We start from the raw sequence: 23,687 nt of genomic DNA on the forward strand, positions 1-23,687 counted from the left end.
TCCCAAAACATCCCGGCCACTCCGGCCCGGCGTCAGGCTTCCTTCATCCAGACCTGCATTCCTCCCGGTCCCCTGTTATTCCATGCATAATAGGGAACCGCCGTATAGGTCTTTTCTCCGCATTGCACATGTATTACAACGACACCGCCCAGAAAACCGGGCCTGTACTCTGTAAAAAATTTCACATCAGAACCCAGCACTATGTCATCCAGCCCCTTTGAATTATCCAGCTCTTCAAAGCAGTATACCAGGGGCCCTCTCTGTATGGCCGTTCTCCCTTGATTTGCCTTTACTCTTGGATCGGCATGTACCATCTCTACCGGCATATCAAATTCAAGGGTGACCGAATCTCCTGATGCCCATTCCCTTTCCAGGGATATGTAGCCATTCCGGAATTTAATATCATGTACAATAGTATTATTGATCTTTACCGAGCAACTCCTGCACCAGCCCGGAAAACGCAGCTTCATGCCAAAACCGGTAATATCCAGCGGTTCCACTGTAATATTTACAGAACCCTCCCATGGATACCGTGTATTCTGGGTAAGTTTTACACGGCCATTTCCAAGGGCAATGTCCGCTGTTCCCGATATGTAAAGATTTGTATATATGCTGTTATCATCTGCTGCATAGACATAGTTTCCTATGGATGGAATAAATCTCGAAATTTGAGTGGGGCAGCAGGAACAATCATACCATTCCTGACGGTTATGCTCCCCCTTGACCATAAGGGGATTGACATAAAAGAATTTTTTCCCATCCAACGATACCCCGGCCAGCGCTCCATTGTACATGGATCTTTCCAGAACATCGGCATATATGCCCTTCCTGTGCAAAAGGTTCATCCTGTGGTTCCAATATACCATTCCTACTGAAGCACAGGTTTCACAATAGGCTGAATCATTAGGCAAATCATAGTCTTCTGTAAACCCTTCATTTTCTTTTGATGAACCAATGCCTCCGGTGATATACATATTTCTATTCACCGTGCTGGACCACAGTCTGTCCAGAGCCTCAATATATCTTCTATCTCCCGTGACCGCCGCAACATCTGCCATTCCGGTATACATATAGACAGCCCTTACAGCATGTCCTCCAATATCCGACATCTCGCCGACCGGTTTGTCATCCTGACAGTATTTCGGCCCCCATTCCGTCTTGCCCCATATACCTTCACCTACACCGTATCCGCGGCCTCTCTCCTCAAGGAACCACCAGGCCAGCTGCAAATACCGCTCATCACCGGACACATGATACAGTTTAACCAGTGCCAGTTCCGGCTCCTGATGCCCTACCACCCAATGCCTTTTGCCCTCAATAAAAACATTATACATATGGTCGGAAAGCCTGCAAGCCACATCTAAAAACTTTCTTTTTCCAGTGGCCTTATAATATGCAACAGCCGCTTCAATCAAATGTCCGGCGCAATAATCCTCATGTCTTTCCATATCCGTCCACCTCTTATCCGGGGCAACCAGTGTAAAATAAGTGTTCAGATACCCGTCGTCCTGCTGGGCGGCAGCAATTTTATCTATAATTTCATCGGCATAGCTTTCCAACTCGTGATCGGGATTATGCATAAGTGAGTAAGCTGCTCCCTCCAGGACTTTATAAACATCGGAGTCGTTGAAATATATTCCTGAGAACTCACCGTCCATCCTTCCCGCCGCCTTGTCAAAGTTCGATATGCGTCCGGTTTTCTCACACATATCCAGGCACGCTTTTATGGTTACATCCTTACTTATCTGAAGCCTGGGTGACCAAAAACCGTCCTCGATATGAATCCTGTTAAAAGATACTCCTGTCAAAACCTTCAAGTTTCCATGCTGTTCATTCCTTTTATTATTCATTTTATTATTCATTGGTTCATTCGGCTGTTCGTTCATTTACTATTCCTCCCCTTGACTTAATTGGCCCTTGCTGCACAAAAGCCTCCTATCCTTTCAGCCCCGACATTGTAATACCTTCCAAAAAGTACTTCTGACCTATTATGAAAATTAAAACACAGGGAAGGATAATTGAGGTGGAGGCTGCCATCAGCTCCTCCCATCTGGTGTTATAGGCGCCCTGGAACATTTGGAGACCGATTGCCAATGTGTATTTTGATTCATCTGTAAGATATATAAGCGGCCCCATGAAGTCATTCCAGTAAAACATAAAGGAAAAAATGGCTATTACAATAATTGCCGATCTGCTCAGAGGCAGTATGATACTGGTATAAATCCTAAAAAAGGAAGCCCCATCCACAATAGCCGCTTCATCCAATTCCAGCGGGATACTCATGTAGAACTGCCGCAGGAGAAATATATTGAAGGCGCCTCCCCCAAAAAATGCCGGAACAATCAGGGGGACAAAGCTGCCCACCATTCCCAGCGCATTCCAGCCAAGAAACTGGGGTATCAGCGTCACAGCCCCCGGAAGCATCATACTGGTCAATATTACCTTAAACCAGAAATCTCTTCCCTTCCACCTCAGGCGCGCAAAGCTGTATGCACTTAGGGTACTGGTAATCAAGGTACCCACCATTCCCAATATTAAAATAATCATTGTATTTTTAAAATATAATGCGAAGGGAACAATGGTCAACGCATGTATATAATTTTCCAGTTTTACAGGATTGGGAATCCACTGGGGCGGCATGATAAAAATCTGCTGCAATTCCATCAGGGAGCTTCTGAGCATCCAAATAAAAGGCAGAATGAAAGTGATTGAGAGCAATCCTATGATTATATAGATAAGCGCTTTCTTAAATGTATTTGTTTTTTTCATGAATTTTTTCTCTCCCCTTCATAATAGACTAAGGAATTGGAGGATCGGAATGTAAGCATTGTAAGCAGGAGAATTATTATGAACAATATCCATGCCAGCGCTGATGCGTAACCCATCCTGGTATTCTTAAACCCTTCGCGCCAGAGCAGAAATACGTAAAACAAGCTGGCATTGTTAGGTCCGCCCTGGGTCAGTATGTATGCCTGCGTAAACACCTGGAAGGAGCTGATAATTGCCATGATGGTGTTAAAAAATATCGTAGGCGAAACCATTGGGAGTGTAACATTGAAGAATTTATGAAAGCTGTTTCCTCCATCAATCTCCACAGCTTCATAATATACAGTAGGAATTCCGCTCAAGCCTGCAAGAAATATTACCATTGTACCGCCCGTGGTCCACAACCCGGTCAATACTACAGAGGGTATTACCGACTTCTCTGCAAAAAGCCACTGGCTGGTGGGCAGGTGCAGGGCTGACAGAATATTATTAACCAATCCCAAATCCGGATTGAGCAGCCACATCCAAATCATAGCTGAAGCAACAGCCGGTACAATTGAGGGCAAATAAAATATAGCCCTGAATAATGGTCTTCCTTTTATTTCATTGTTAAGCAAAAGAGCTATAAAAAATGAAAATATTATTGTTGCCGGAACATTTAATAATACATAATAAAATGTTACCAATAATGATTTGTAAAAAAAAGGATCAGTTCCCGAAAAAAAATCTTTATAATTTTGCAACCCTATAAATGTGGGTTTATTAAATAATGAATAATCTGTAAAACTGTAAATCAAACTTGCAATCATGGGACCCAAAACAAAAATCAGGAAACCCAGTATTGCCGGAAGAGCAAATAATATCCCGAAAAACTGCTCATTGCTTTTGACTTTTTTATTGCGTATGGTTTGTTTACCTGATATAACATCTCCGGATAATCCGCTCATAGCCATACCCCTTTCGATTATATAAAAGGGCAGGACTTTTGTCCCGCCCCTTTTAATTATTGAACAATACTAGTCTCTTCTGCCCTGTACCTGAGCCTGCGCTTTTTCTTCAATAGCTTTCATGGCATCAGCCGCACTCTGCTGTCCCAGCCATACCTTATCCAGCGCAGGATTGGCAATATCCATAATCTTGTTATAGTTTTTCACGTAGAATGTCGGCCCTGTAATACTGTGATTCAGCATCATGTCTATTGCTGCATCCTTGTATCCCTCAGGACGTGCCGTTCCCGTAGCCCATTTGTCAATTAGTTCGGGCTCAGTATAGTAACTCTTCAAAGATGGCATCCATGCACCGCCCTTATTTAATTCCATTGTGCTTTCAGGATCAATAAGTGCCTTTATTAACGCCCATGATTCATCAGGATACTTTGTCGATTTAAATACAGAGAACATTCCACATACGACCATAGTTGTCGTATTTTCCTTTAACTTGGGCAATACACCAACACCATAGTTAACCTTTGCCATTGCAATTGATAAGTTACTCCATTGTCCGTCCAATACCATTGCAACTTTTTTGGTAAGAAGTGCCTGATCTGATCCGGGCATGGATTTTAACTGAACGGGGCCAGGATGAACATGATACACATTCACCAGGTCGGCTATTTTTTGGAGCGCTTCTGTTGCCTCAGGCTGACTCAATCCAAATTTTCCGTCCTTGGTTACAAAATCTCCTCCATTCCCATATATGAAATTACCCCATGCTCCCCACCAGCCTGTAAAACCGTTGACTCCGTACTGCTTTATTTTCTTAGGATCGAACCCTTCCTGTGTCGCATTTTTACCACTCTGATCTATTGTAAGCTTCTTTGCTATCTCAACAAACTCATCCCATGTCCATGCATCAGAGTATTTAGAGGGAGGGGGTTCTACACCTGCTGCCTGGAACATATCCTTGTTGTAATATAATAAAAACATTTCAGGACCCGGTGCTATGCCAATGAGATTATCCTTATCCGACCAATATGTAATATTAGGAACCAGAGTATCAAAATTAACTGAAGAATCCTTGTCTGTAAATTGTTTAAGATTCATCAGCTTTCCTTGTTCTGCAAGCGGAAAAGTAATTGTTGCCGACTCCATCATTGCAACGTCTGGTGCATTATTTCCGGCAATCATTGCAGTAAGCTTGGTATCGTAATCGGATGGGATGCATTGGGAATCAATTGTCACACGGCCGTTTGTGCTGTCTGCATACTTTTTTGCTGCTGCATCATAAATTTTTTTCTCATCGGGACTAGCCCAGTAAGTAAATTTAAGTTTTACAGGTTCAGAATTCTGTGCTTTTTCGGGTGAACTTGCAGCAGCCTGTGCCGTTTCACTTGCTGCAGCCTTGTCATCCATTGATGAAGCATTATTACCACAACCGGTCAATAAAACATTGAATACAATGAAAATCATCAAAATTGCCGATATCAATCTGAAAGCCTTTTTCATATTACTTCCTCCTAAAATTTAGTTTGTTGCGGCAGCTGCAGCCATAATTTAAGTATAAATAAAAAATCACAAAACAAAATTATAAATATTTTATATTGGTAGACAATTTTCATTTTTTAGAGTCTAATTTTTTTTGAAAATTCCATATAATTATAATTAAGAATGCTCATTTATTAAGATGTCCCTTATTGAGTTGCTCATTTTGGCTGTTAATTGGTATACGGATTTCTACTATAGTGCCCTTTCCCAATTGAGACTTTATTTTTACACCATATTTCCCTCCGTATAAAAGACGTATTCTCTTATCAACATTTTTTACACCTATTGAACTTGTCTCCAGATTCATAACCTCCTCTATCCTTTCTTCACTCATGCCTGTACCGTTATCCTCAATATAAAATACGGCTTCGTTATTTTCCTTTCTCCCCACAATCCGTATTCTGCAGTCCTCCTCTACATATTCAAAACCATGTATAATGGCATTTTCAACAAAAGGCTGCAAAAATAATTTGGGTACGTCAATTAAATCAAGCTCGGGATCAATGTCTGTTTGGACCTGGAATTTATCATCAAATCTGCATGAGATAATATGAAGGTATCCCTTAAGCCATTCAAAATCATCCTTAAATGTTGAGATGTCTCCTTTGTGCCTTAATGTATAAACAAGCATATTACACAATTCCATAATAATGCTGCTTATCTTTTCCTGTTTGGCTTCTATTGCCATCCAGTTAATCAGGTTCAGCGTGTTATATAAAAAGTGGGGGTCCATTTGAAGATTTAATGCCATGATTTCGGTTTCTTTTTCCCGAAGCTTAACTTCATAGTTTTCTTCTATCAGCAGTCGTATTTTATCATTTAATTGATTGAATTTTTCAACGAAAAACCCAAGTTCATCTTTTCTTGTAACAGGTATTTTTGTCTCAAAGTTTCCCTCTCCCATTTTCTTCATTGCTGCCAGCAGTTTTTTGATGGGACTGAAAATCAGGCCTGACAGGAGATATATGAAGGGTATTGAAATAATGAAACATATGCAGGTAATCAATAGTGTATATGTCTTAATGGCAGGCGTAACACCGCTCATAAGTTCTTCATACGGAATGACCGCAGCTGAGATCCACCTGGTTGTCCCTGAGGTATCAAAACATGCAATGTACTTTTTATTATCAACAGTGAATGTATATGATCCGCTGCCTTTCTCGACTGCCCGCTTAAGCCAGGGAGTTTCGACCACCTCCGTAAGTTCACCCTTGTCGCTGCTTGAAACCACATGACCCGCCCGGGTAACAATCAAATATTTTGTACCTTTAATAGGTACACTGTTATTGTAAACATCACTGAGAACGGTCTCACTGAAATTAATAATCAATGTAGGACGTTCAATGCTGCTATCAAGAACATTGAATATGAAGCTGTCAAGATAATAGCTGTTTATAACCCGTACTGCCGAAAATATATACTTTATATCAGAGCTTAATCTAAGTTCAGGATTGTTGTACATCAGGGTAAAGTCATAGGTTGGCTCCCATATCATACTGCCTTTTGCTTTTATGGCATCCATATATATTTGTGATTTTTTATAATTGTCACTTGAGATATAGACATCATTATTCCCAAAGGTATAGTAACTGGTTGCCAGCACCGTAGATTTAATATCGGGCGAGGATGCAAAATATTTGGATATCACTTTTGAAACCTGTCTGTCCATGTTTATAATATTCATATTTTCTACATCCTGGACTTCATTGAAAATTTTAAACAGATCATAATCATTGACCAGAGAAAGAGAGGTCTCTTCAATTTTTGAAAGCTTGGTATCAATAATCCGGTTATTTTTTTTTACGATTTCCAGTGCATTCTTACGTGCAAGCTCTGAAATTACTTCGGAGCTGTTGTTGAAATACAGCACCCCAAGCACGGAGACAGGAATAACAATAATCAGTCCAAATGAGACAAGGAGCTTTGTCCTCAGTTTAAGATCAGCAAATCGGGTAATTATTTTTTTAAAGGCCGGCATAACCCCTCCTAGATATTATTGCTTCGTCTGTATTCATCAGGTGATACTCCATATTCTTTTTTGAATACCTTGTTGAAATATTTAACGTTTTGATAGCCGACTTTTTCAGCTACTTCATACACTCTCAGGTTATGCTTCCGAAGCAGTTCCCCTGCCTTTTCCATGCGGATTTTCTGGAGATAGTCCGAAAAATTCATACCTGCATTATTTTTAAAGTAGCTGCTAAAATAGCTTGGGTTGAAGAAAAACCTTTCTGCAATAGTTTCCAGAGAAATATCCTTCATATAATTTTCATGGACGTATTTCTCACAGGCCTTTATTATCTTATCATTCTTACTGGCCTTCAAGCCTTTTAAACAAGTAAAGATATGGTCTGCCGCCTGCTTGAGTTCACCGGGATTCTCAGCTTGGGCAAAACTTCTCCTTGTATCTGAAATGAGTTTTACTTTCTGTTCGGCATATATCTGGTTCTGAAATTGTTTTATAAAATCAATAACCAAATCCCCTATCAATTCTTTAAGCTGTTGGGGAGGCATGATCCCATTGGCACTCTCACACAATATATATATAAGTTCGGATGCTTTCTGGAAATCGGAAATCAGCAGCGCCTCCCTGACTTTGCCCGTTAATTCGTTCACCTTGGCATGGTCCCACTTGGAATAATCCTTGTAGTGCTCAAACAGTAAAACTCTCTTTTTATCTTCATAAAACTTATAATTAAGGGCTAGAAGTGCTTCGTCAAAAGATTGTCTTATGGAGTTGAATATATCCTCATATATGGAGCCTATTCCTATAAAGGCGTCCAGTCGGTAACTGGCCTTTAGATTATTTACAAACGAGTTGAGCATATATGGATCCTCCCTTGTAACTGTCCCACAAATGGTATTGGTATTTAGGATTGTGATCATAATATTTCTATTGCTTTCCAGAAAAAAAGAAATAGTATGCCCCGCAGTATTAAGAGTTTCTTTGATCCATTGCTTTACATTCAGCTTCATTTCATATATTTCATCACTGTTATAGTCTTTCAGTATATCGTTTAACCGTACCAATTCGGTAGCAATGACAAATCCTTTTCCCCTGTATGGGAATATTGTCTCGATTTCCTTAATGCCATCCGCATTCAGGTATCCATTGACCAATCCGTTGAAAAGTTGGTCAATATATGCCGGGAAAGCCGTATTAAGCTGTTTTTCAATCTGAATTTTATGCTGCTGTTCTTTTATTTCCTTTTCTATGGCATCTTCTACTTTAATAAGTATCTCTAATATCTTTTTCTGATTTACAGGCTTCAGCACATAATCGAATGCTCCAAGAGACAAAGCTTTTTGAGCATATTCAAAGTAGGCAAACCCGCTAAGAATTATTACCTTTGTACCTTTCATACTCAGATTAATTGCTTCCATGAAAGAAATTCCATCCATTATGGGCATGCGTATATCAGTAATGACCACGTCCATCCTTTCGGAATCAATAAGCTCCAGAGCCTCTTTTCCATTTTTAGCCTCATATACCTTGTACTCAGGTCTTAAATCCTCTATCATCTGAGCCAGGCATCTGCGATGCTTGGGTTCATCATCAACAACCAAAAGTTTGTACACATTAACCTCCCCGAGCCATGCAACGGCTGCTAAACGTATATGAATTGTATCCCCCTGTTCAGGCGGATACAGGAGGTTAAGCATTTTTATATCTAATGCAGCTGGTAATATACATAATATATTATACCTATTTTATTTCTTTATTTGGGGTATGATTTTTATAGAATGGTCCATTTTCTTTATATTTAGAGGTAACTACAAAAAAACAAGCTGACCATGTTATGGAAACATTGTCAGCTTGTTTAAACGATATTGTTCTAAAATCAATAACTTCTTAGAAAGATTACCTTCTTGCAACTCCGGTCTTTCTGGCTGCTTCTGCAACTGCTTCTGCAACTGTTTTTGATACTCTCGGATCGAAAGGAGCAGGAATAACATACTCAGCATTTCTTTCAGCATCACTAACAAGGCTGGCTATTGCGTATGCTGCAGCTATCTTCATTTCGTCATTTATTTCACGTGCTCCTACATCAAAAGTACCTCTGAAGATACCAGGGAATGCAAGAACGTTGTTAACCTGGTTGGGATAGTCTGAACGGCCTGTTCCAACAACAGCAGCACCAGCTTCAAGAGCTTCCTCAGGCATGATTTCAGGAGTCGGGTTAGCCTGTGCAAATATGATCGGATCCTTTGCCATTGACTTGACCATTTCCTTTGTAACCTGGTTAGCAGCTGAAACTCCGATGAATACATCAGCTCCTACCATAACATCCTTTAATAAACCTCTCTTGCCTTCAAGGTTGGTGATCTTTGCCATCTCAGCCTTGATTGGATTGAGGTTGTCTCTGCCTTCATATATAACACCCTTGGTATCGCAGAGAACAACTTTTCTGAGGCCCATTGAGAAGAGAAGCTTTGTTATAGCTATGGCAGCCGCGCCTGCACCGTTAACAACTATTGAAATGTCTTCCATTTTCTTTCCAACAACCTTTAATGCATTGATAAGACCTGCTGCTGTAACTATTGCAGTACCGTGCTGGTCATCGTGGAATATTGGAATATCTGTTTCCTTCTTCAATCTTTCTTCTATTTCAAAGCATCTCGGAGCAGCTATATCTTCCAGATTTACACCGCCGAAGCTACCGGAGAGCAACTTGACAGTTTCAACTATTGTATCAACATCCTTTGATTTGATACAAAGCGGGAATGCATCAACATCTCCGAAAGTTTTGAAAAGACAGCATTTACCTTCCATTACAGGCATACCTGCTTCCGGACCGATATCACCCAAACCAAGAACAGCCGTACCGTCGGTGATAACTGCTACCATGTTGTGTCTTCTTGTGTATTTGTATGAGTTCTCAACGTCCTTCTGTATTTCAAGGCATGGTTGAGCTACTCCAGGTGAATAAGCTAATGAAAGATCTCTCTTGTCCTTTAAGGGAGCTTTGCATACTACTTCTATTTTGCCTGCCCATTCTTCGTGCGCCTTAAGTGAATCTTCATAAATAGTTCCCATTTGATAATCCTCCAAACGTTAATTTAATCGATTTTTTCTTATTGCCATAAGGAACAAACAACCAATAATTCCCAGCAGCCGCCGGATTTTACTGTTATTTGTCCCTTATCTATTCTACACTATTGTGAAATCTTTCACAACCTCTTTTTTAAATTTAACCATAAAAAACTAAGCTTATCCTAATTTTTTACAAAATTAAATATCTTTTACTTCATTGATAACTTCTCTTACCTTTTCAGCCGAATCTCTCAAAAGTTGTAATTCAGCATCTGTGATGTTTAATTCAAGAACCTTTTCAGCTCCGCTGCCGCCAACTATTGTGGGAACGTTCAACAATACATCCTTAACACCGTATTGTCCGTCAAGAACAGTACCAACAGGCATTATTGTGTTGAAATCCTTCAGTATTGATTCAACTATTCTGTTGATCGAAAGAGCTATACCGTAGTAAGTTGCTCCCTTGTTTTTGATGATTGTAGCGCCGGCTGCCTTTACTTCACTAAACAACTCGTCCTTATTTATGTTTAAGCCGTTAGCCTTTACATAGTCGTCAAATTGTGTTCCTGCAATATGAGTCTGGCTCCATACAGGAAGCTGTGAATCTCCGTGCTCACCCATGATATAGCCATGAACGTTGGCAATATCCACATTCAACGCCTGGCTGATATGTGTTCTGAATCTTGCACTGTCAAGAACAGTACCTGAACCGATAACCTTGCTTGCAGGCAAGCCTGACCACTTCTGTGTCATATATGCCAATACGTCAACAGGGTTTGATACACTTACTATTACACCCTTGTTGTAGTATTTCATAAGCTCAGTGACAATACTCTTCATTATTGCAGTGTTTTTCTTTGCAAGGTCCAAACGTGTTTCGCCCGGTTTTCTTGCAGCACCCGCAGTTACAACGATTACATCACAATCCTTAACATCGGCATAATCACCTGAATAAACATTCATATGACCTGCGAATGATAAGCCGTGGCTAATGTCAAGAGCTTCTCCGTAAGCCTTTTCCCTGTTTACATCGATTAAAACCAACTCAGATACCAAATTGTTAATAGACATCGCATAAGCTGCTGAAGCTCCAACGAATCCTGCGCCAATTATAGCTACTTTATATCCCATACAAATTCCCTCCATTTTTTTCGCAATTGTTATAAGCGTATCACAACTTGTATTAACTTACAAACATAAATAACATGATATTCTATTATTTTCTTAGCAAAAATCGCTGAATTCCGAGATTACATTTCATATTGTAGCTTAATCTCAAGTTTTTATGCATTTCCATTTAACTTGTATACAATGTTTTCTTTTTGGCCCAGATGTATACATACAATGCAGATTTGCGGATGATTGAGCAAAATTTAACAAGGTGAATATTTATAACTTTGTTAAAAAAATAGCGCTTACAATAAAAGTGCTTACTGAAATTTGCAGGTAAAATATTTGCTGAACCTGTTTATTTCATGTAAGCACCTCTGTGTGCATCCATCGATTGAAGTTAGTGAAGTTAATATGGAAGCGATGGTACAATATGTTAATCAATTTCGATTTCTTTCGTATACTATTCTGAGCCCTTCCAGTGTCAGTGTCGGATTTACGTGGTCAATTGTCCTGGATTCCTCGGAGAAAAATCTTGCCAGGCCCCCGGTAGCTATTACCTTTATATTATCTTCCTGCATTTCCTGTTTCATCCGCTTAACTATATATTCAACCTGTCCGATATATCCGTAAAATATTCCCGACTGCATACTGGATACGGTGTTTTTGCCAATGACACCTTCCGGTTTTACCAGATCTATCCTTGGGAGCTTGGCCGCCTTTTGGAACAGCGCCTCCAGACTGATCTTGACTCCGGGACAGATAACACCGCCCAGATATTCCCCCCTGCCCGATATGGCGCAAAAAGTGGTAGCGGTTCCCATATCTACTATTATAAGCGGTCCGCCATATATTTCAAAGGCTGCAACAGCGTTTACTATCCTGTCTGTTCCCACTTCCTTCGGATTCTGACACCTGATGTTTATACCAGTTTTGGTACCCGGGCCGATGATCATGGGTTCCAGCTTGAAATACTTTTTGATTGAATGCTCCAAAGTATACATTATGGGCGGAACAACTGATGCTATGATAACCGCTTCGATTTCACCGGCTTTTAAACCGGCATGTCCAAATAAATTGAGCATAAACATCCCCAATTCATCCGCGGTCCTCTCCTTGTCGGTTTTCAGCCGCCAACTGGCCAGAAGCTCCGCGTTCCCGTAAACACCAAGCACAATATGCGTATTTCCAACATCTACTACTAGAATCATATTCCTCCACCATTCTTAACCAGTAATCCGTAACAGCTAAATTCAATTTATGTATTGCCGGACAATACACGTTTTAGATTTTGCAGGCTACGAGAAATATAAAAATATTATACTCCAAGTCTCATAGTGCGAATTTCCTTTAATTCCAGGTCAATTTCTTTTTCTATTCTGACTATATCCGCTGAAATATCCGCCACTGTCTCTTCAGCGCGCGGCTTAATAGGTCTCTGGAAATGCTGTCTAACATTTTCCCTGTTTTCCTTTTGATTGTCCCTATGAAAATTTCTCTGATAATTTTCCTTGTGCTGGTTTTGTCCGTTTTCCCGTGAAGAGTTTTCCCTGACCTGATTGTCCCGGTTTTCTCTTCTCTGTGTATCCCTTTGCTGGTTAAAATCCCTTTGGTTATTATTTTCCCTCTGCTGATTGTCTCTGTCTCTTGGAGGCCTGTTGTTTCTTACATTATGGTTGTCTTTGTGAGATACATCTGAATCCTTTTGAAAGGATTTCTGCTGTGAATTTTGATTGGCAGGCGCACCTGTTTGAACTCCATCCTTTGAAAAGTTTTTTCTTGGGTAATCATTCTTTTTAACCACTTTTTTATTCCTCCTAAGCTTTCTGTTCAGCTAAATATAATCAATTTTAAAATATAATCCAGCCTTTGTTATCATAGCACATATACCCTCTATTGACAATGTACAACACGCCTCACGCCGGCTATTTTGCCACTTTTCTTTGTCGTCGTACTTGGCTTGCGACAAGGCAAAGACGTGCAGTAAAGCGTTGTGCAGTGTACTCTCGATAGACGGCTTAATTTTTTATACATATCCCAGCAGACCTCTGACCTGAACCTCTCCCGCCGAAATCTCCCTTACAGTGCCATCCTTACATTTTACAACAAGTTTTCCATCCGGAGCAACGGATTGTGCAGTGGCAATGTATTCCATATCCCTGCTTACAATCTTCACTTCCCTGTCTAGGGTAACCGAGTATTTATTCCATCTGTCAATAATATCTTTTGTATTTTTCTCAAGCACTTTATTATACATTTCTTCAAAGCAGGTCAATATGCCCGCAAGCAGCTTTACTCTGGAGATTTTTTTGCCTGCGTGTATCTGCAGAGAGGTGGCCTTGTCCTGAATATCAGCATCGAATTCGCTGAAACTCTGATTTACATTAATGCCGATCCCGACCACTACATAATTTACATGTCCCGGCTCGGCACTCAGCTCGGTAAGTATTCCGCACAGCTTGCTGTTCCCCAATATTATATCATTGGGCCATTTGATTCCGCAATTTATTCCCAGATCACGGAATATTCCCTCAACAACGGCAACAGATGCCGCAAGAGTGATTATCTGAACCTGCTCGGGCTCCAGATCTGGTCTGAGGACAATTGAAAACCACAGTCCCTGGTTGTTGTCAGACTGCCAGAGTCTCCCGACGCGGCCTCTTCCCAAGGTCTGCCTTTCGGCAACCACCACTGTCCCGTGAGGACAGCCGTCATTAGCAATTTTTTTTGCATGGTTATTGGTAGAATCTATTTCATCAAAATGTATAAGTTCTCTTCCGATATGCTGTCCTTCAGGGACATAGAGTTCTCTTTCATCAAGTATGTCCGGCAACTCTATAAGTCTGTATCCTTTTCTTGAAGAAGACTCTATATTATAGCCTTCTTTTCTCAGTTCATTTATATGCTTCCATACTGCGGTACGCGAAACCCCCAGACTGTTGCTGAGTTCCTCACCCGACACGTATTCCCGCTTTTCCTTAAGCCTATGTAAAATAAGATTTTTCAAATTGCTGGTCACCATCCCTTATAACAATAAATCATGTTATATTAATTATTTGATCCGCCTCACACCGTTCATTAAGTCGGTCCAACTCAGGGAATTGATCCTGCCGGGGTCTTTTTATACAATATGTTTTCCCTGCCGGAGTTCTGAACACCGCTGTTCTATTCTGAGGATTCTCCAGTTTTTCCAGATAGTTTCCTTCTGCAAGTTTATCAAAGAAGTAATACAGTAGAAAATCATCAGATTCTGCAAGCTGTTCCCTCAATTCCTGCAAAATATTGTTTATATATAGTTCTTCCGAATTTGAATAAATAACCGGCGAATCCATTCTTTTATCAAGCACTGCCGCCTCTCCGGGGAGAATTGTGGTAGTTATCAGACATTCCGGCAGCCTGTAAGTCCCGAAAATATATTTTTTTACAGGTATGATCGATTTGTAATACAAATCCATATTATAATCAGTATCCGACGCATTTTCAAATAGAAATCTGTCTGCTACAAAACATTTCTCGCTTTTCACCTGTATTTTCAGACATGTAAAATCAGAGGATCTGTATAAATCCAGATTGTCTTTGGGATTTAACAGACCCGAGAAGCACCTTACCTTCTCCGGGCCTATTAAAACTTCCCTGTTATGGCAAGCAGACAGTTTTAATCCGCACTCCAATATATTCGACACATTTTCCGTTTTGACATAATAATAGACCTCTACCATTAACACACCCCATGAATCCGCCTCATTTCTTTCATTATATTACAATTCTCTGAATTCCACCATATCGGGTTTTGTCAAAATACTGTTTAAAAGTATTGGAGCAACCTCCGTTTTGTCCTTTGTCATATCCTTCAGACTGTTCTCAAGTACCTGATTCACTTCTTCCTGTTCTTTCTTGAATTTGGTTATCACCTGTACGGCCGGATCAAATTCCTCATAAAACAATGCTATCAAATCGCCCGGCTGGCCGTCCAGCATGGCCTTTTCGAGTGCACCGGTTTCGCTTAATATTATCTCGATATTTTCTTTTTTAAATCCTGCACCTAATATACTTGACTCAAATAATTCCGCAATTTCGCCTTTTTTCCTGCCTCTTAAGTCCTTATCTTCCTTGATGTAAATTTTATCGAAAGATCTCCCGCACAGCTCGCCAACTTCCTTTATATTTGCATCCATCCTGTCTCCTGGCATTCCCACAATTCCCACCAGCCGCTTTGCCTTTGTTTTCCTCATGAATCTTATAACCGCCGAGTAACCTGCTATGTTGTGGCTGTAATCTATCATTACCTTAAAGGTTCCCATGTCAAAGATGTTAAACCTTCCCGGATTCAATTCGATATCAGGCCGGAATGTACTCATACCTTTTTTTATTACATCCAAGGATATATCAAGCCCGATCAATGCGGAAATTGCAGCCAGAGAGTTTTCTATATTGCAGTCCACCAAACCTCCGTAGGTTATGGGGATATCTTCCAGACTGATAACAGGCTCCCTTTTTCCGTTTCTGAGTATCCAGATGTAATTATCTCTCACAAATACGGCGATATTTTCCGGATTCTTACTGTGCTTCTTTATAAGCGGGTTTGACATAGTCCTTCCGAACAATATTACCCTGCTCCTCACCCTGTTCAAAACATAGGGTGTCATGCTGTCATCGGCGTTAAGAACCGCATAGCCCTCTGGCTTGACCGCTTCTATTACCAGGGCTTTTGTTTTTGCCAGATCCTCCAGGGTATTGATTCCGTCAATACCGAGATGATCGTCGCTGATATTTACCAGCACTGCCACATCAGCCAGATCATACCCCAAACCTTTTCTGATAATCCCGCCTCTGGCTGTTTCCAGTACAGCGGCTTCGACTTTCTTATTGGCCAGTACCACGTTGGCGCTCACCGGACCGGTAGTATCACCTTTCTGGATACATTCATTTCCTACATATATCCCACTGGTGCAGGTCATACCCACTGTCAGTCCGGTCAGCGCCAGAGTGTGCCTGATCAGCCTGGTGGTGGTAGTCTTGCCGTTTGTACCCGTGACTGCCACTATTGGAATGCTCCAGCTGCTGTCGGGATACATCATATCAATAATATCGTTTGCAACATCCACAGGCTTTCCCTCAGAGGGATACAGGTGCATCCGAAGCCCCGGAGCCGCGTTTACTTCAATAATTGCACCGGCATTCATATCCAGCGGTATGGAGATATCTTCAGAAGCAAAATCAATCCCTGCAACATCAAGTCCTACCGCACGCGCAGCTGCTATTGCATACTGTGCATTCTTGGGGTGGATATCTTCGGTACAGTTTCTGGCAGTACCGCCTGTGCTGATATTTCCATTATGCCTCAGTCTTACAATTCTTCCAATCTCCGGAATACTTTTCAGGGTCAAACCCTGTGACTTCAGACATTTTTCTGCAATATCATCAAGTTTTATATACGTCAGAGGTTTTTCGTGATCCTCCCCTCTCAGGGGGTTCTGATTTTCCTGTTCAACAAGCTGTTCCACAGTACTTCTGCCGTCTCCGGTCACCTCAGGAGGCCTTCTCTCCGCCACTGCGCTTACGCGCCCCCCTATCACAAGCACCCTGTAGTCCTTTCCGTTTATATACCTTTCCACAATAACTTTTTTTGAATATTTTTTTGCTTCTGCAAATGCCTCCCCCAGCTGGTCACCGGATGTTATATTGACTGTGACACCTTTTCCCTGATTGGAATCCAGAGGCTTCAGCACCAGGGGATAACCTACTTTTTGTGCCGCCTCCTCCACTTCCTCGATACTCTTGGCTGCTGCACCGTAAGGCACGGGAATATTGCAGTCGGCTAATATTTTCTTGGTAAGCTGCTTGTCCGACACCATATCTACCGATATGCAGCTGGCATTATCAGTCAGCGATGCCTGTATTGTCCTTATACCCTTTCCGTAGCCCATCCTCAGCATACTGCCGTTACCAAGCCTGACCACCGGGATCCCCCTGTCTACAGCGGCGGTATAAATGGCTTTTGTGCTTGGTCCCATATCGGTTTCCAGGGACAATTTCTTCAGCGCGTTCATTATTTTCCAGATTTCAATATCTTTTCCGGCTGCAAAGCCTTTGAGAATTTCTATAGCCTTTTTGCCGCATTCTACGGCAAGTGTTTCATTTATATATTCATATATGATATAGTACTTCGAGGTCGTACCGATCTGCCTGGTCTTTCCATGATTCACGTTATACCCGAGTTTATTTTGCAGCTCTATGATCAAGTGTTCTGCAACATGTCCCATGTAAGTGCCTTCGGCCAGACGTTCGCCAAAGCCTCCCGCATAACCGACTCCGCAGGTATGTTCAGCCAATTCGGGAAAATTTTCTAACAATTTTTCATTAAAGCCCGGTATATCCTTTGTTGGTCCTGACTCAAAAATCCCAATATCAACAATCATTCTTACTACAGGTTTGTGACTATATATATTTCTGCCTTGAAAGCAATAAATGCTTTGAATTTGCACCGTAAAACCCTCCTAATATTGTTACTATGCAATATGAATATTGATTCATTTTGTTAGTTTTTGTTAGTTTGAAGTTATGAATTTTTCTTCTGAACACACCTCCGGCCAAGATCAAAGCCATAGCCATTGGGCAATACATGAATTGTAACATTTGACAGTGCTATTATATCTTCGGAATTCAATTCCGAAACATTTGAGTTCTGAATGGTTCTGCCGTCAATAACCGTAACGCAGTTGGTGCCCACAACTTCAAAGGAAGCATTGGCATGAACCTTAATTGCGGTATCCTCATCAATGCCGATGCCAAGAATAGACGGATTCTGGGCAACACCTACAAGAAGTCTCCCCAGCCTGCCTCTCTGCTCAAAATGCTGATCCAGTATAACCTGTTCCATCAGTCCGAGTCCGGGTGACATTCCCAATGTGCATTTCCTTGCAGCCGAATTACTGTTGCCATCGACAATCATAACACTGCTCATGGCAGATGCACCTGCACTGGTTCCTATAATCGGCACTCCCTTTCTATATAAGTCCAGAAGTACACCAAAGGTTTTCGTTCCGCCTAATATGCTTGTTATTCTTAACTGATCTCCTCCTGTAAAAAAAACTCCTGCTGCACCTGATATCCTTTGTGCTACAGAGTCGTCATTTGCATCGCTTCTATTGTCAATATTTAAAACATCTATGTTCTGTACTCCCAGCCTGGAAAAAACATTCCTGTATTCTTCTCCAACCTCCTGGGGCTTTTGTGTTGCTGTTGTCAAAACAGTTATTTTGGCTTCGGGTCCTCCGCACATTTCTATAGCATGCTTAAGGACACTGCTCTGTCCCCACTTATCTTCAGCTCCCCCTATGATCAATAAGTTACCGTTAACTAGCTCACCCATTATTTTCCTCCAATTTAAATAAAAATAAATCCACCCTTTTGAGATGGTGCGCTCCTCCGGGACTATATCATAAGCGGAAGCTGTAAACCCGCCACTGATAATATATTTAATACATCTTTGGCCAAACCAAGAAACTTACTGCTAAAAGCAAGACCCAACCCCATAAGAACAATGGAAGTTACTACAAGGAAAACTCCAAGCCTGCTTTTATTATTTTTGGTTGCAAGAATTCCTGAAATAACACCAATCATTCCAAATACAAAGGGATAAAAGAATAGTGATAAAATAGCTGACATCCAACCGATAAAAAGAAATAGTATTCTTTTTACGTTTTCATAATGATTTGTAATTCCCTGAACATTATCCATAATGTACTCCTCATAAAACCTTGCACTATCTGTTTTATTTCTGTTTCATAGCGTATTATTTACAGTTTATACAGTTAATATTCACTTTTAAAAACAGTTGAAATCAAGGATTCTGCAAGTGCAGCTGCCAAAACTTTCATTAAATATATGCTTGCTGACCCGGGAAAACATCATAGAAATCATATATTCTCTTGATATACTTTTCGTGATGTGAGAAAATTATACCTTAAAGACATTAATATGGGGATTTTGTAAAATGAATAGAGATAGAAAAAACAATAAATTATTCGCTTTGATGGCTATTACTGCTACAGTAATATTTTGGGGTTATTCATTCGTAAGTACAAAAATTTTACTCAATGACCTTCCGCCCGTCACCATTGCATTTTTCCGTCAGGTAATAGCCGCCGTCGTACTCGCTGTCATATTATACATAAAAAAGCTGTTTGTGAGAATGCCGGCAAAAGATGTTTTTCTCCTGTTTGCCTCCTCTTTTTTCGGAATAGTTTTATATTTTTTATTTGAAAATATGGGTTTAAAATATACAACTGCCTCAAACGGTTCGATTATTGTCGCTGCTGTACCAATTTTTACTTTAATAACAGAATCGCTGTTTTACAAGTTTAAAATAACCTCCAGGGTAATTGTCTGCGTCATCATTTCAATAATCGGGGTCTTCCTGGTTATTTTCGAGAAGGGTCTGGATTTTTCCTCGGGCTATACCAAGGGAAATCTTCTGATGATCGGTGCCATGGTTACCTGGGTCATATATACCATTATCTGCAAAAGCCTGACAGGCAAATATAACGGTATCGTAATAACCGCCTATCAAATGGCAGCAGCCTCTGTGCTTTTTATACCCCTTATCATACCTGAATTTAAACAATGGCAAAGCCTGTCGGCCTATTCTCTGGCCAACCTGCTGTATTTGGCCCTGTTTTGCTCAGCATTGGCATATTATCTGTACAATGTTGCAGTTAAAGGCCTTGGGGCTACTGTTTCATCGATGTTCCTGAATCTGATTCCCGTGGTGTCTATTATAGGAGGTGTACTGGTGCTTGGTGAAACCGTTTCATTTATACAAATCGGCGGCATGCTGCTGATAATGTTCAGTTTAATATTCGTCAGGCAGAAGTATTGAAAGCTGAAGAAGTTGCTATAAATACTTACCGGCTCTTTTAAACTCCATATCATGAACCCTCGTGGGCAATATAAGGATAAATGTAAAATTTCCAGGTTAATAATTAAAATCTGGTAAATCTACATATATTAATAATATCTTTTTGTCCTACTAAAGTTTATTATGGAGGAAACTAAAATTGAAAAAAGCCGCTTGCGTAGTTGTTCTCAGTATATTCTTTGTCGGCTGCACAAACCTCTCCCAGCCAAATGTCATAGATGACAAAACAGAACTGATGGCTTTGCCTGAAAATGCTACCGATAATACCGGGACACATAATGTATCCGATGCCAAAAGTTCCGGGGCAGCGCAGGCTCCCGACATGTTTGAAGTTATTGAAAAACCGCGCTCTGAAAGTTTCAATCCGCTCTATAAAATTACAGGCGGCCAAAAGCCTGTTAACATATTTGGCCGGAATAATAACGTATATATCACATCTCATGAGCTTAATGAAATAAACCTGAAAGCTTTAAAACAAATAGAAACAGATAATACCGCCGGCAGCAAACTTCTGGTCAATCAGGACAATCCCCTTCCTGAAAATTTTATACCGCAAAATCTGGTCAATATCGACTCCGGCAAGGTAAAGCTGGAGTACCCGGAACTCAAACTGCTGCCTGTTACTCTCAAAGCCCTGTATTCCATGGTAGAAGCTGCAAAAGAGGCTGGTGTAAAAGGTTTTATAATAAACAGTGCTTACAGGAGCCTCACAACTCAGCAGCAAATATTTGACGCCAACCTGAGCGGTTTTAAGAAAAGCTCCAAAACTTATGAAGAAGCCTACGCAAAAACAAGACAGCTGGTGGCACTCCCGGGTAATTCCGAACACCACACCGGACTGGCCGCCGACATATTCAGTGTGAACGGACGCCACAGGAACGATTTTAAAGGCACAAAGGAACAAGTCTGGCTCAATACCAATCTCCAGAAATACGGCTTTATAATCAGGTATCCGCAGGACAAGACAAAGGAGACCAATGCTGTCTATGAACCCTGGCATATAAGGTATGTGGGTATTCCCTTAAGCATATATATGAAAGAAAAAAACCTCTGTCTCGAAGAATTTTACAGTAAAATATTTTCAGGTGAGGTCTTAGGAGACAGTAAAAGTGCATTTATGGGAATTAAGAAGGCACAGCAGGTATTTACCGATGAAGCACTTATGTCTAAAGTTTCCCTGGAGAAAATCAATGAGAATAATGTACTGCTGACTTTACAGCTGGGGTAGCAGGTGCTTTTCGTAGCTTGAAATTGTGGTAATTGAAATTTTGTTTTTGCTTTACGGATAGATTTAAATAAGTATCAACTGGTACGCGAGTATAACTTCATGAAATAAGATGCACGGTTAAAAACAATTGCGTAAATTGTCGACGACGGTAAAACCGCTTTAAATAAGTCGATACAATTTTCGCAATTGTTTTGGGTGCGTCCTTATCTTATGAAGTTAGTACGGGAGTTCCCAGTTGATATAAAAATATTACCTTAGTAAAGTATAAATTAAATTAACTAGTACTGCAGGTTAAATTAATTTATACCTTTGAAGCAATTCTTCCACGATTGTTCCCGAAACCTTCTTGAGTGCCCTCTTCTCCACAAGGCTGGCAATGAATGGAAGCTTTATATCGGTGAGCTTCTTACCATCCATCATTTTGGAGGTTGAGTCCAGGAGCACCCTCACGTCATAGCAGGAGTTGAAAACCTCCGGAACCCCCCGGTCCACGTCCAGAAGCGTGTATACTGCTTCCATTGCAGTTCTGACAGAATATTCTGTTGTAAATACCGTATCACGTACCGTATCTGCAAACTGTCCAATAAACGCAAAGTTTACGCTGCCCTCAGGAACTACCTTTGGCCTGTCCCCTTTTGTCCTTGGCATAAAGAATGCAGTTATATACGGCATCATGCATGGAATACAGTGTGCCCCCGTCCTGGCCATTTCAGGGATTTCATGTTCGGGCACACCCATATGGTAGAGCCATTCCTGCACGATCTCATTACCGGTACACTCCCTCATGGGCTTCTTTATAAAGTCCCCCGGAACATCGGTATACAGTCCGTAAACCCATACCACCAGCTGACCCTTGGGCTGCTCCCTGAAGTGCGGCTGGCGGTTAAGAGTATAGCTCATAAGCCAGCTGGAATCTTTCACGGTAATAATACCTCCGGTGACAACTTTCCCTGAAAACGGATCCCGCTTGCACATTTTCTCAATGTATTTGGGAATTCTGTCATCAAGTGTTGTTACCGTTGCAGATTCCCAGTTGGTGGCACCGATGTCCGAACAAAATTTTCCCGGCCGCCCGAAAGCCGGGTCCTGCGCCGCGATATTCTTCCACAGCTGCCAGCAGCCCCCTTCACCCGGATTGGTATTCATTTCGGGTGCATGGTCATCATCCCCCAGAGTAGAATTTTCAGTACAGCTTCCATTGGTTACAAATACCAAATCGTCCTCTACAAGATCAATGGTTTCATTTCTGCCTTCGTGTACAAGAACAAGCTGCTTTGCAACCTTTTTATTTCCCCTGATGTCAAAGATGACATTGGTAACCTGCGTGTCATACTGGAAGTGTACTCCATGTGCTTCCAAATATTTCATCATAGGCAGGATAAGTGATTCGTACTGGTTGTATTTTGTAAATTTCAGTGCTGAGAAATCCGGCAGTCCTCCGATATGATGTATGAAGCGCTGCAAATACAATTTCATTTCAAGGGCACTGTGCCATTTCTCAAAAGCAAACATTGTTTGCCAGTAAAGCCAGAAGTTTGAGGAATAAAATTCATTGTCAAAAACATCATTAATTGTTTTATCGTACAAATCCTCATCCTTTGTCATAAACAACTTTATTATCTGCATTGAAGCCTTTTCCGACAGCGTAAATTTTCCGTCGGTGTGTGCATCCTGCCCGCGGTTTACCGATGCGCGCATGAGTGAATAGTTCGGATCATGCTTATTGAGCCTGTAAAATTCATCAAGGACCGATATCCCTTCGGTCTCCGTGGATGGAATGGACCGGAACAGATCCCAGAGGCATTCGAAATGGTTTTCCATCTCTCTCCCACCCCGGATTATAAAACCCTTTTGGTCATCCCTTATACCGTCACAGGCACCGCCGGGAAGCTTCATTTCCTCAAAGATATGAATATGTTCGCCTTTCATTTGTCCGTCCCGGACCAGGAAACATGCCGCTGCCAAAGCAGCCAGACCGCTTCCTACAAGATAAGCAGATTTTTTATCAACGTCCTTCGGTTTTTCAGGACGTGCAAAGGCTTCATAGTTACCGTTTGAATAATACATAATTACCGACCTCCCATAATCAATTGAAATCATACTTATACTATAATTATTGCCGGCAATAAAATGAATAGACAAAAA

At 41.1% G+C, this 23,687-nt stretch carries 18 protein-coding genes; 2 read left to right on the plus strand and 16 right to left on the minus strand.

The genetic code is table 11. The features are described from left to right. Positions 1–32: 32 nt before the first annotated feature. From CTER_RS03435 to CTER_RS03505, 15 genes are all read right to left on the minus strand, one after another. The gene (locus CTER_RS03435; RefSeq protein WP_004623733.1) at positions 33–1,886 is read right to left on the minus strand and encodes a glycoside hydrolase family 127 protein; all 1,854 of its coding nucleotides are present in this window, start codon (positions 1,884–1,886) and stop codon (positions 33–35) included. A gap of 49 nt (positions 1,887–1,935) precedes the next feature. Next, entirely contained in the window at positions 1,936–2,769 is an 834-nt protein-coding gene (locus tag CTER_RS03440) for a carbohydrate ABC transporter permease (RefSeq protein ID WP_004623765.1), read from the minus strand. After that, on the minus strand, positions 2,766–3,713 hold the full coding sequence (locus CTER_RS03445) for a carbohydrate ABC transporter permease (protein WP_004623706.1): 948 nt from the start codon (positions 3,711–3,713) through the stop codon (positions 2,766–2,768). Before CTER_RS03445 ends, CTER_RS03440 begins: the two co-directional genes overlap by 4 nt. A 69-nt stretch (positions 3,714–3,782) precedes the next feature. After that, entirely contained in the window at positions 3,783–5,210 is a 1,428-nt protein-coding gene (locus CTER_RS03450; RefSeq protein WP_004623690.1) for an ABC transporter substrate-binding protein, read from the minus strand. A gap of 166 nt (positions 5,211–5,376) precedes the next feature. After that, a complete protein-coding gene (locus tag CTER_RS03455) occupies positions 5,377–7,227 on the minus strand; it encodes a cache domain-containing sensor histidine kinase (protein ID WP_004623703.1) in 1,851 nt (616 codons plus the stop codon). An 8-nt stretch (positions 7,228–7,235) separates the two neighbouring features. Further along, on the minus strand, positions 7,236–8,828 hold the full coding sequence (locus CTER_RS03460) for a response regulator (RefSeq protein ID WP_004623774.1): 1,593 nt from the start codon (positions 8,826–8,828) through the stop codon (positions 7,236–7,238). Positions 8,829–9,111: 283 nt separating this feature from the next. Next, positions 9,112–10,287, minus strand: a complete 1,176-nt coding sequence (locus CTER_RS03465; RefSeq protein WP_004623754.1) for an NAD(P)-dependent malic enzyme — start codon at positions 10,285–10,287, stop codon at positions 9,112–9,114. A 195-nt stretch (positions 10,288–10,482) separates the two neighbouring features. Beyond that, positions 10,483–11,415, minus strand: a complete 933-nt coding sequence (locus CTER_RS03470) for an L-lactate dehydrogenase (RefSeq protein WP_004623704.1) — start codon at positions 11,413–11,415, stop codon at positions 10,483–10,485. Positions 11,416–11,834: 419 nt separating this feature from the next. After that, a complete protein-coding gene (locus tag CTER_RS03475; protein WP_004623709.1) occupies positions 11,835–12,605 on the minus strand; it encodes a type III pantothenate kinase in 771 nt (256 codons plus the stop codon). 107 nt (positions 12,606–12,712) lie between these two features. Continuing rightward, the gene (locus tag CTER_RS03480; RefSeq protein ID WP_004623761.1) at positions 12,713–13,198 is read right to left on the minus strand and encodes a hypothetical protein; all 486 of its coding nucleotides are present in this window, start codon (positions 13,196–13,198) and stop codon (positions 12,713–12,715) included. Positions 13,199–13,420: 222 nt separating this feature from the next. Then, positions 13,421–14,401 carry a biotin--[acetyl-CoA-carboxylase] ligase gene (locus tag CTER_RS03485; protein WP_040760197.1) on the minus strand — a complete coding sequence of 327 codons (981 nt, stop codon included), beginning with the start codon at positions 14,399–14,401 and terminating at the stop codon, positions 13,421–13,423. 31 nt (positions 14,402–14,432) lie between these two features. Continuing rightward, complete coding sequence (locus CTER_RS03490) at positions 14,433–15,113, minus strand: hypothetical protein (protein WP_040760199.1); 681 nt, start codon at positions 15,111–15,113, stop codon at positions 14,433–14,435. A 39-nt stretch (positions 15,114–15,152) separates the two neighbouring features. Beyond that, a complete protein-coding gene (gene cphA / locus CTER_RS03495) occupies positions 15,153–17,879 on the minus strand; it encodes a cyanophycin synthetase (RefSeq protein WP_004623773.1) in 2,727 nt (908 codons plus the stop codon). Between the two features lie 74 nt (positions 17,880–17,953). Further along, on the minus strand, positions 17,954–18,766 hold the full coding sequence (locus CTER_RS03500) for a cyanophycinase (protein ID WP_004623752.1): 813 nt from the start codon (positions 18,764–18,766) through the stop codon (positions 17,954–17,956). A gap of 62 nt (positions 18,767–18,828) precedes the next feature. Beyond that, positions 18,829–19,134: a hypothetical protein gene (locus CTER_RS03505; RefSeq protein ID WP_004623713.1), complete on the minus strand. Its 306-nt coding sequence runs from the start codon at positions 19,132–19,134 to the stop codon at positions 18,829–18,831. Positions 19,135–19,390: 256 nt separating this feature from the next. On the opposite strand from CTER_RS03505, the gene CTER_RS03510 reads away from it, so the two are divergent. Then, on the plus strand, positions 19,391–20,275 hold the full coding sequence (locus tag CTER_RS03510; protein ID WP_004623742.1) for a DMT family transporter: 885 nt from the start codon (positions 19,391–19,393) through the stop codon (positions 20,273–20,275). A gap of 178 nt (positions 20,276–20,453) precedes the next feature. Then, positions 20,454–21,542 (plus strand): M15 family metallopeptidase, encoded by a 1,089-nt coding sequence (locus CTER_RS03515; protein WP_004623746.1) that lies wholly within the window; start codon positions 20,454–20,456, stop codon positions 21,540–21,542. A gap of 291 nt (positions 21,543–21,833) precedes the next feature. On the opposite strand, the gene CTER_RS03520 is transcribed toward CTER_RS03515, so the two are convergent. Then, entirely contained in the window at positions 21,834–23,609 is a 1,776-nt protein-coding gene (locus CTER_RS03520) for an oleate hydratase (protein ID WP_004623750.1), read from the minus strand. Positions 23,610–23,687 lie beyond the last annotated feature (78 nt).

This window comes from Ruminiclostridium cellobioparum subsp. termitidis CT1112 (genome assembly GCF_000350485.1).
GTDB classification, from domain to species: domain Bacteria; phylum Bacillota; class Clostridia; order Acetivibrionales; family DSM-1351; genus Ruminiclostridium; species Ruminiclostridium termitidis.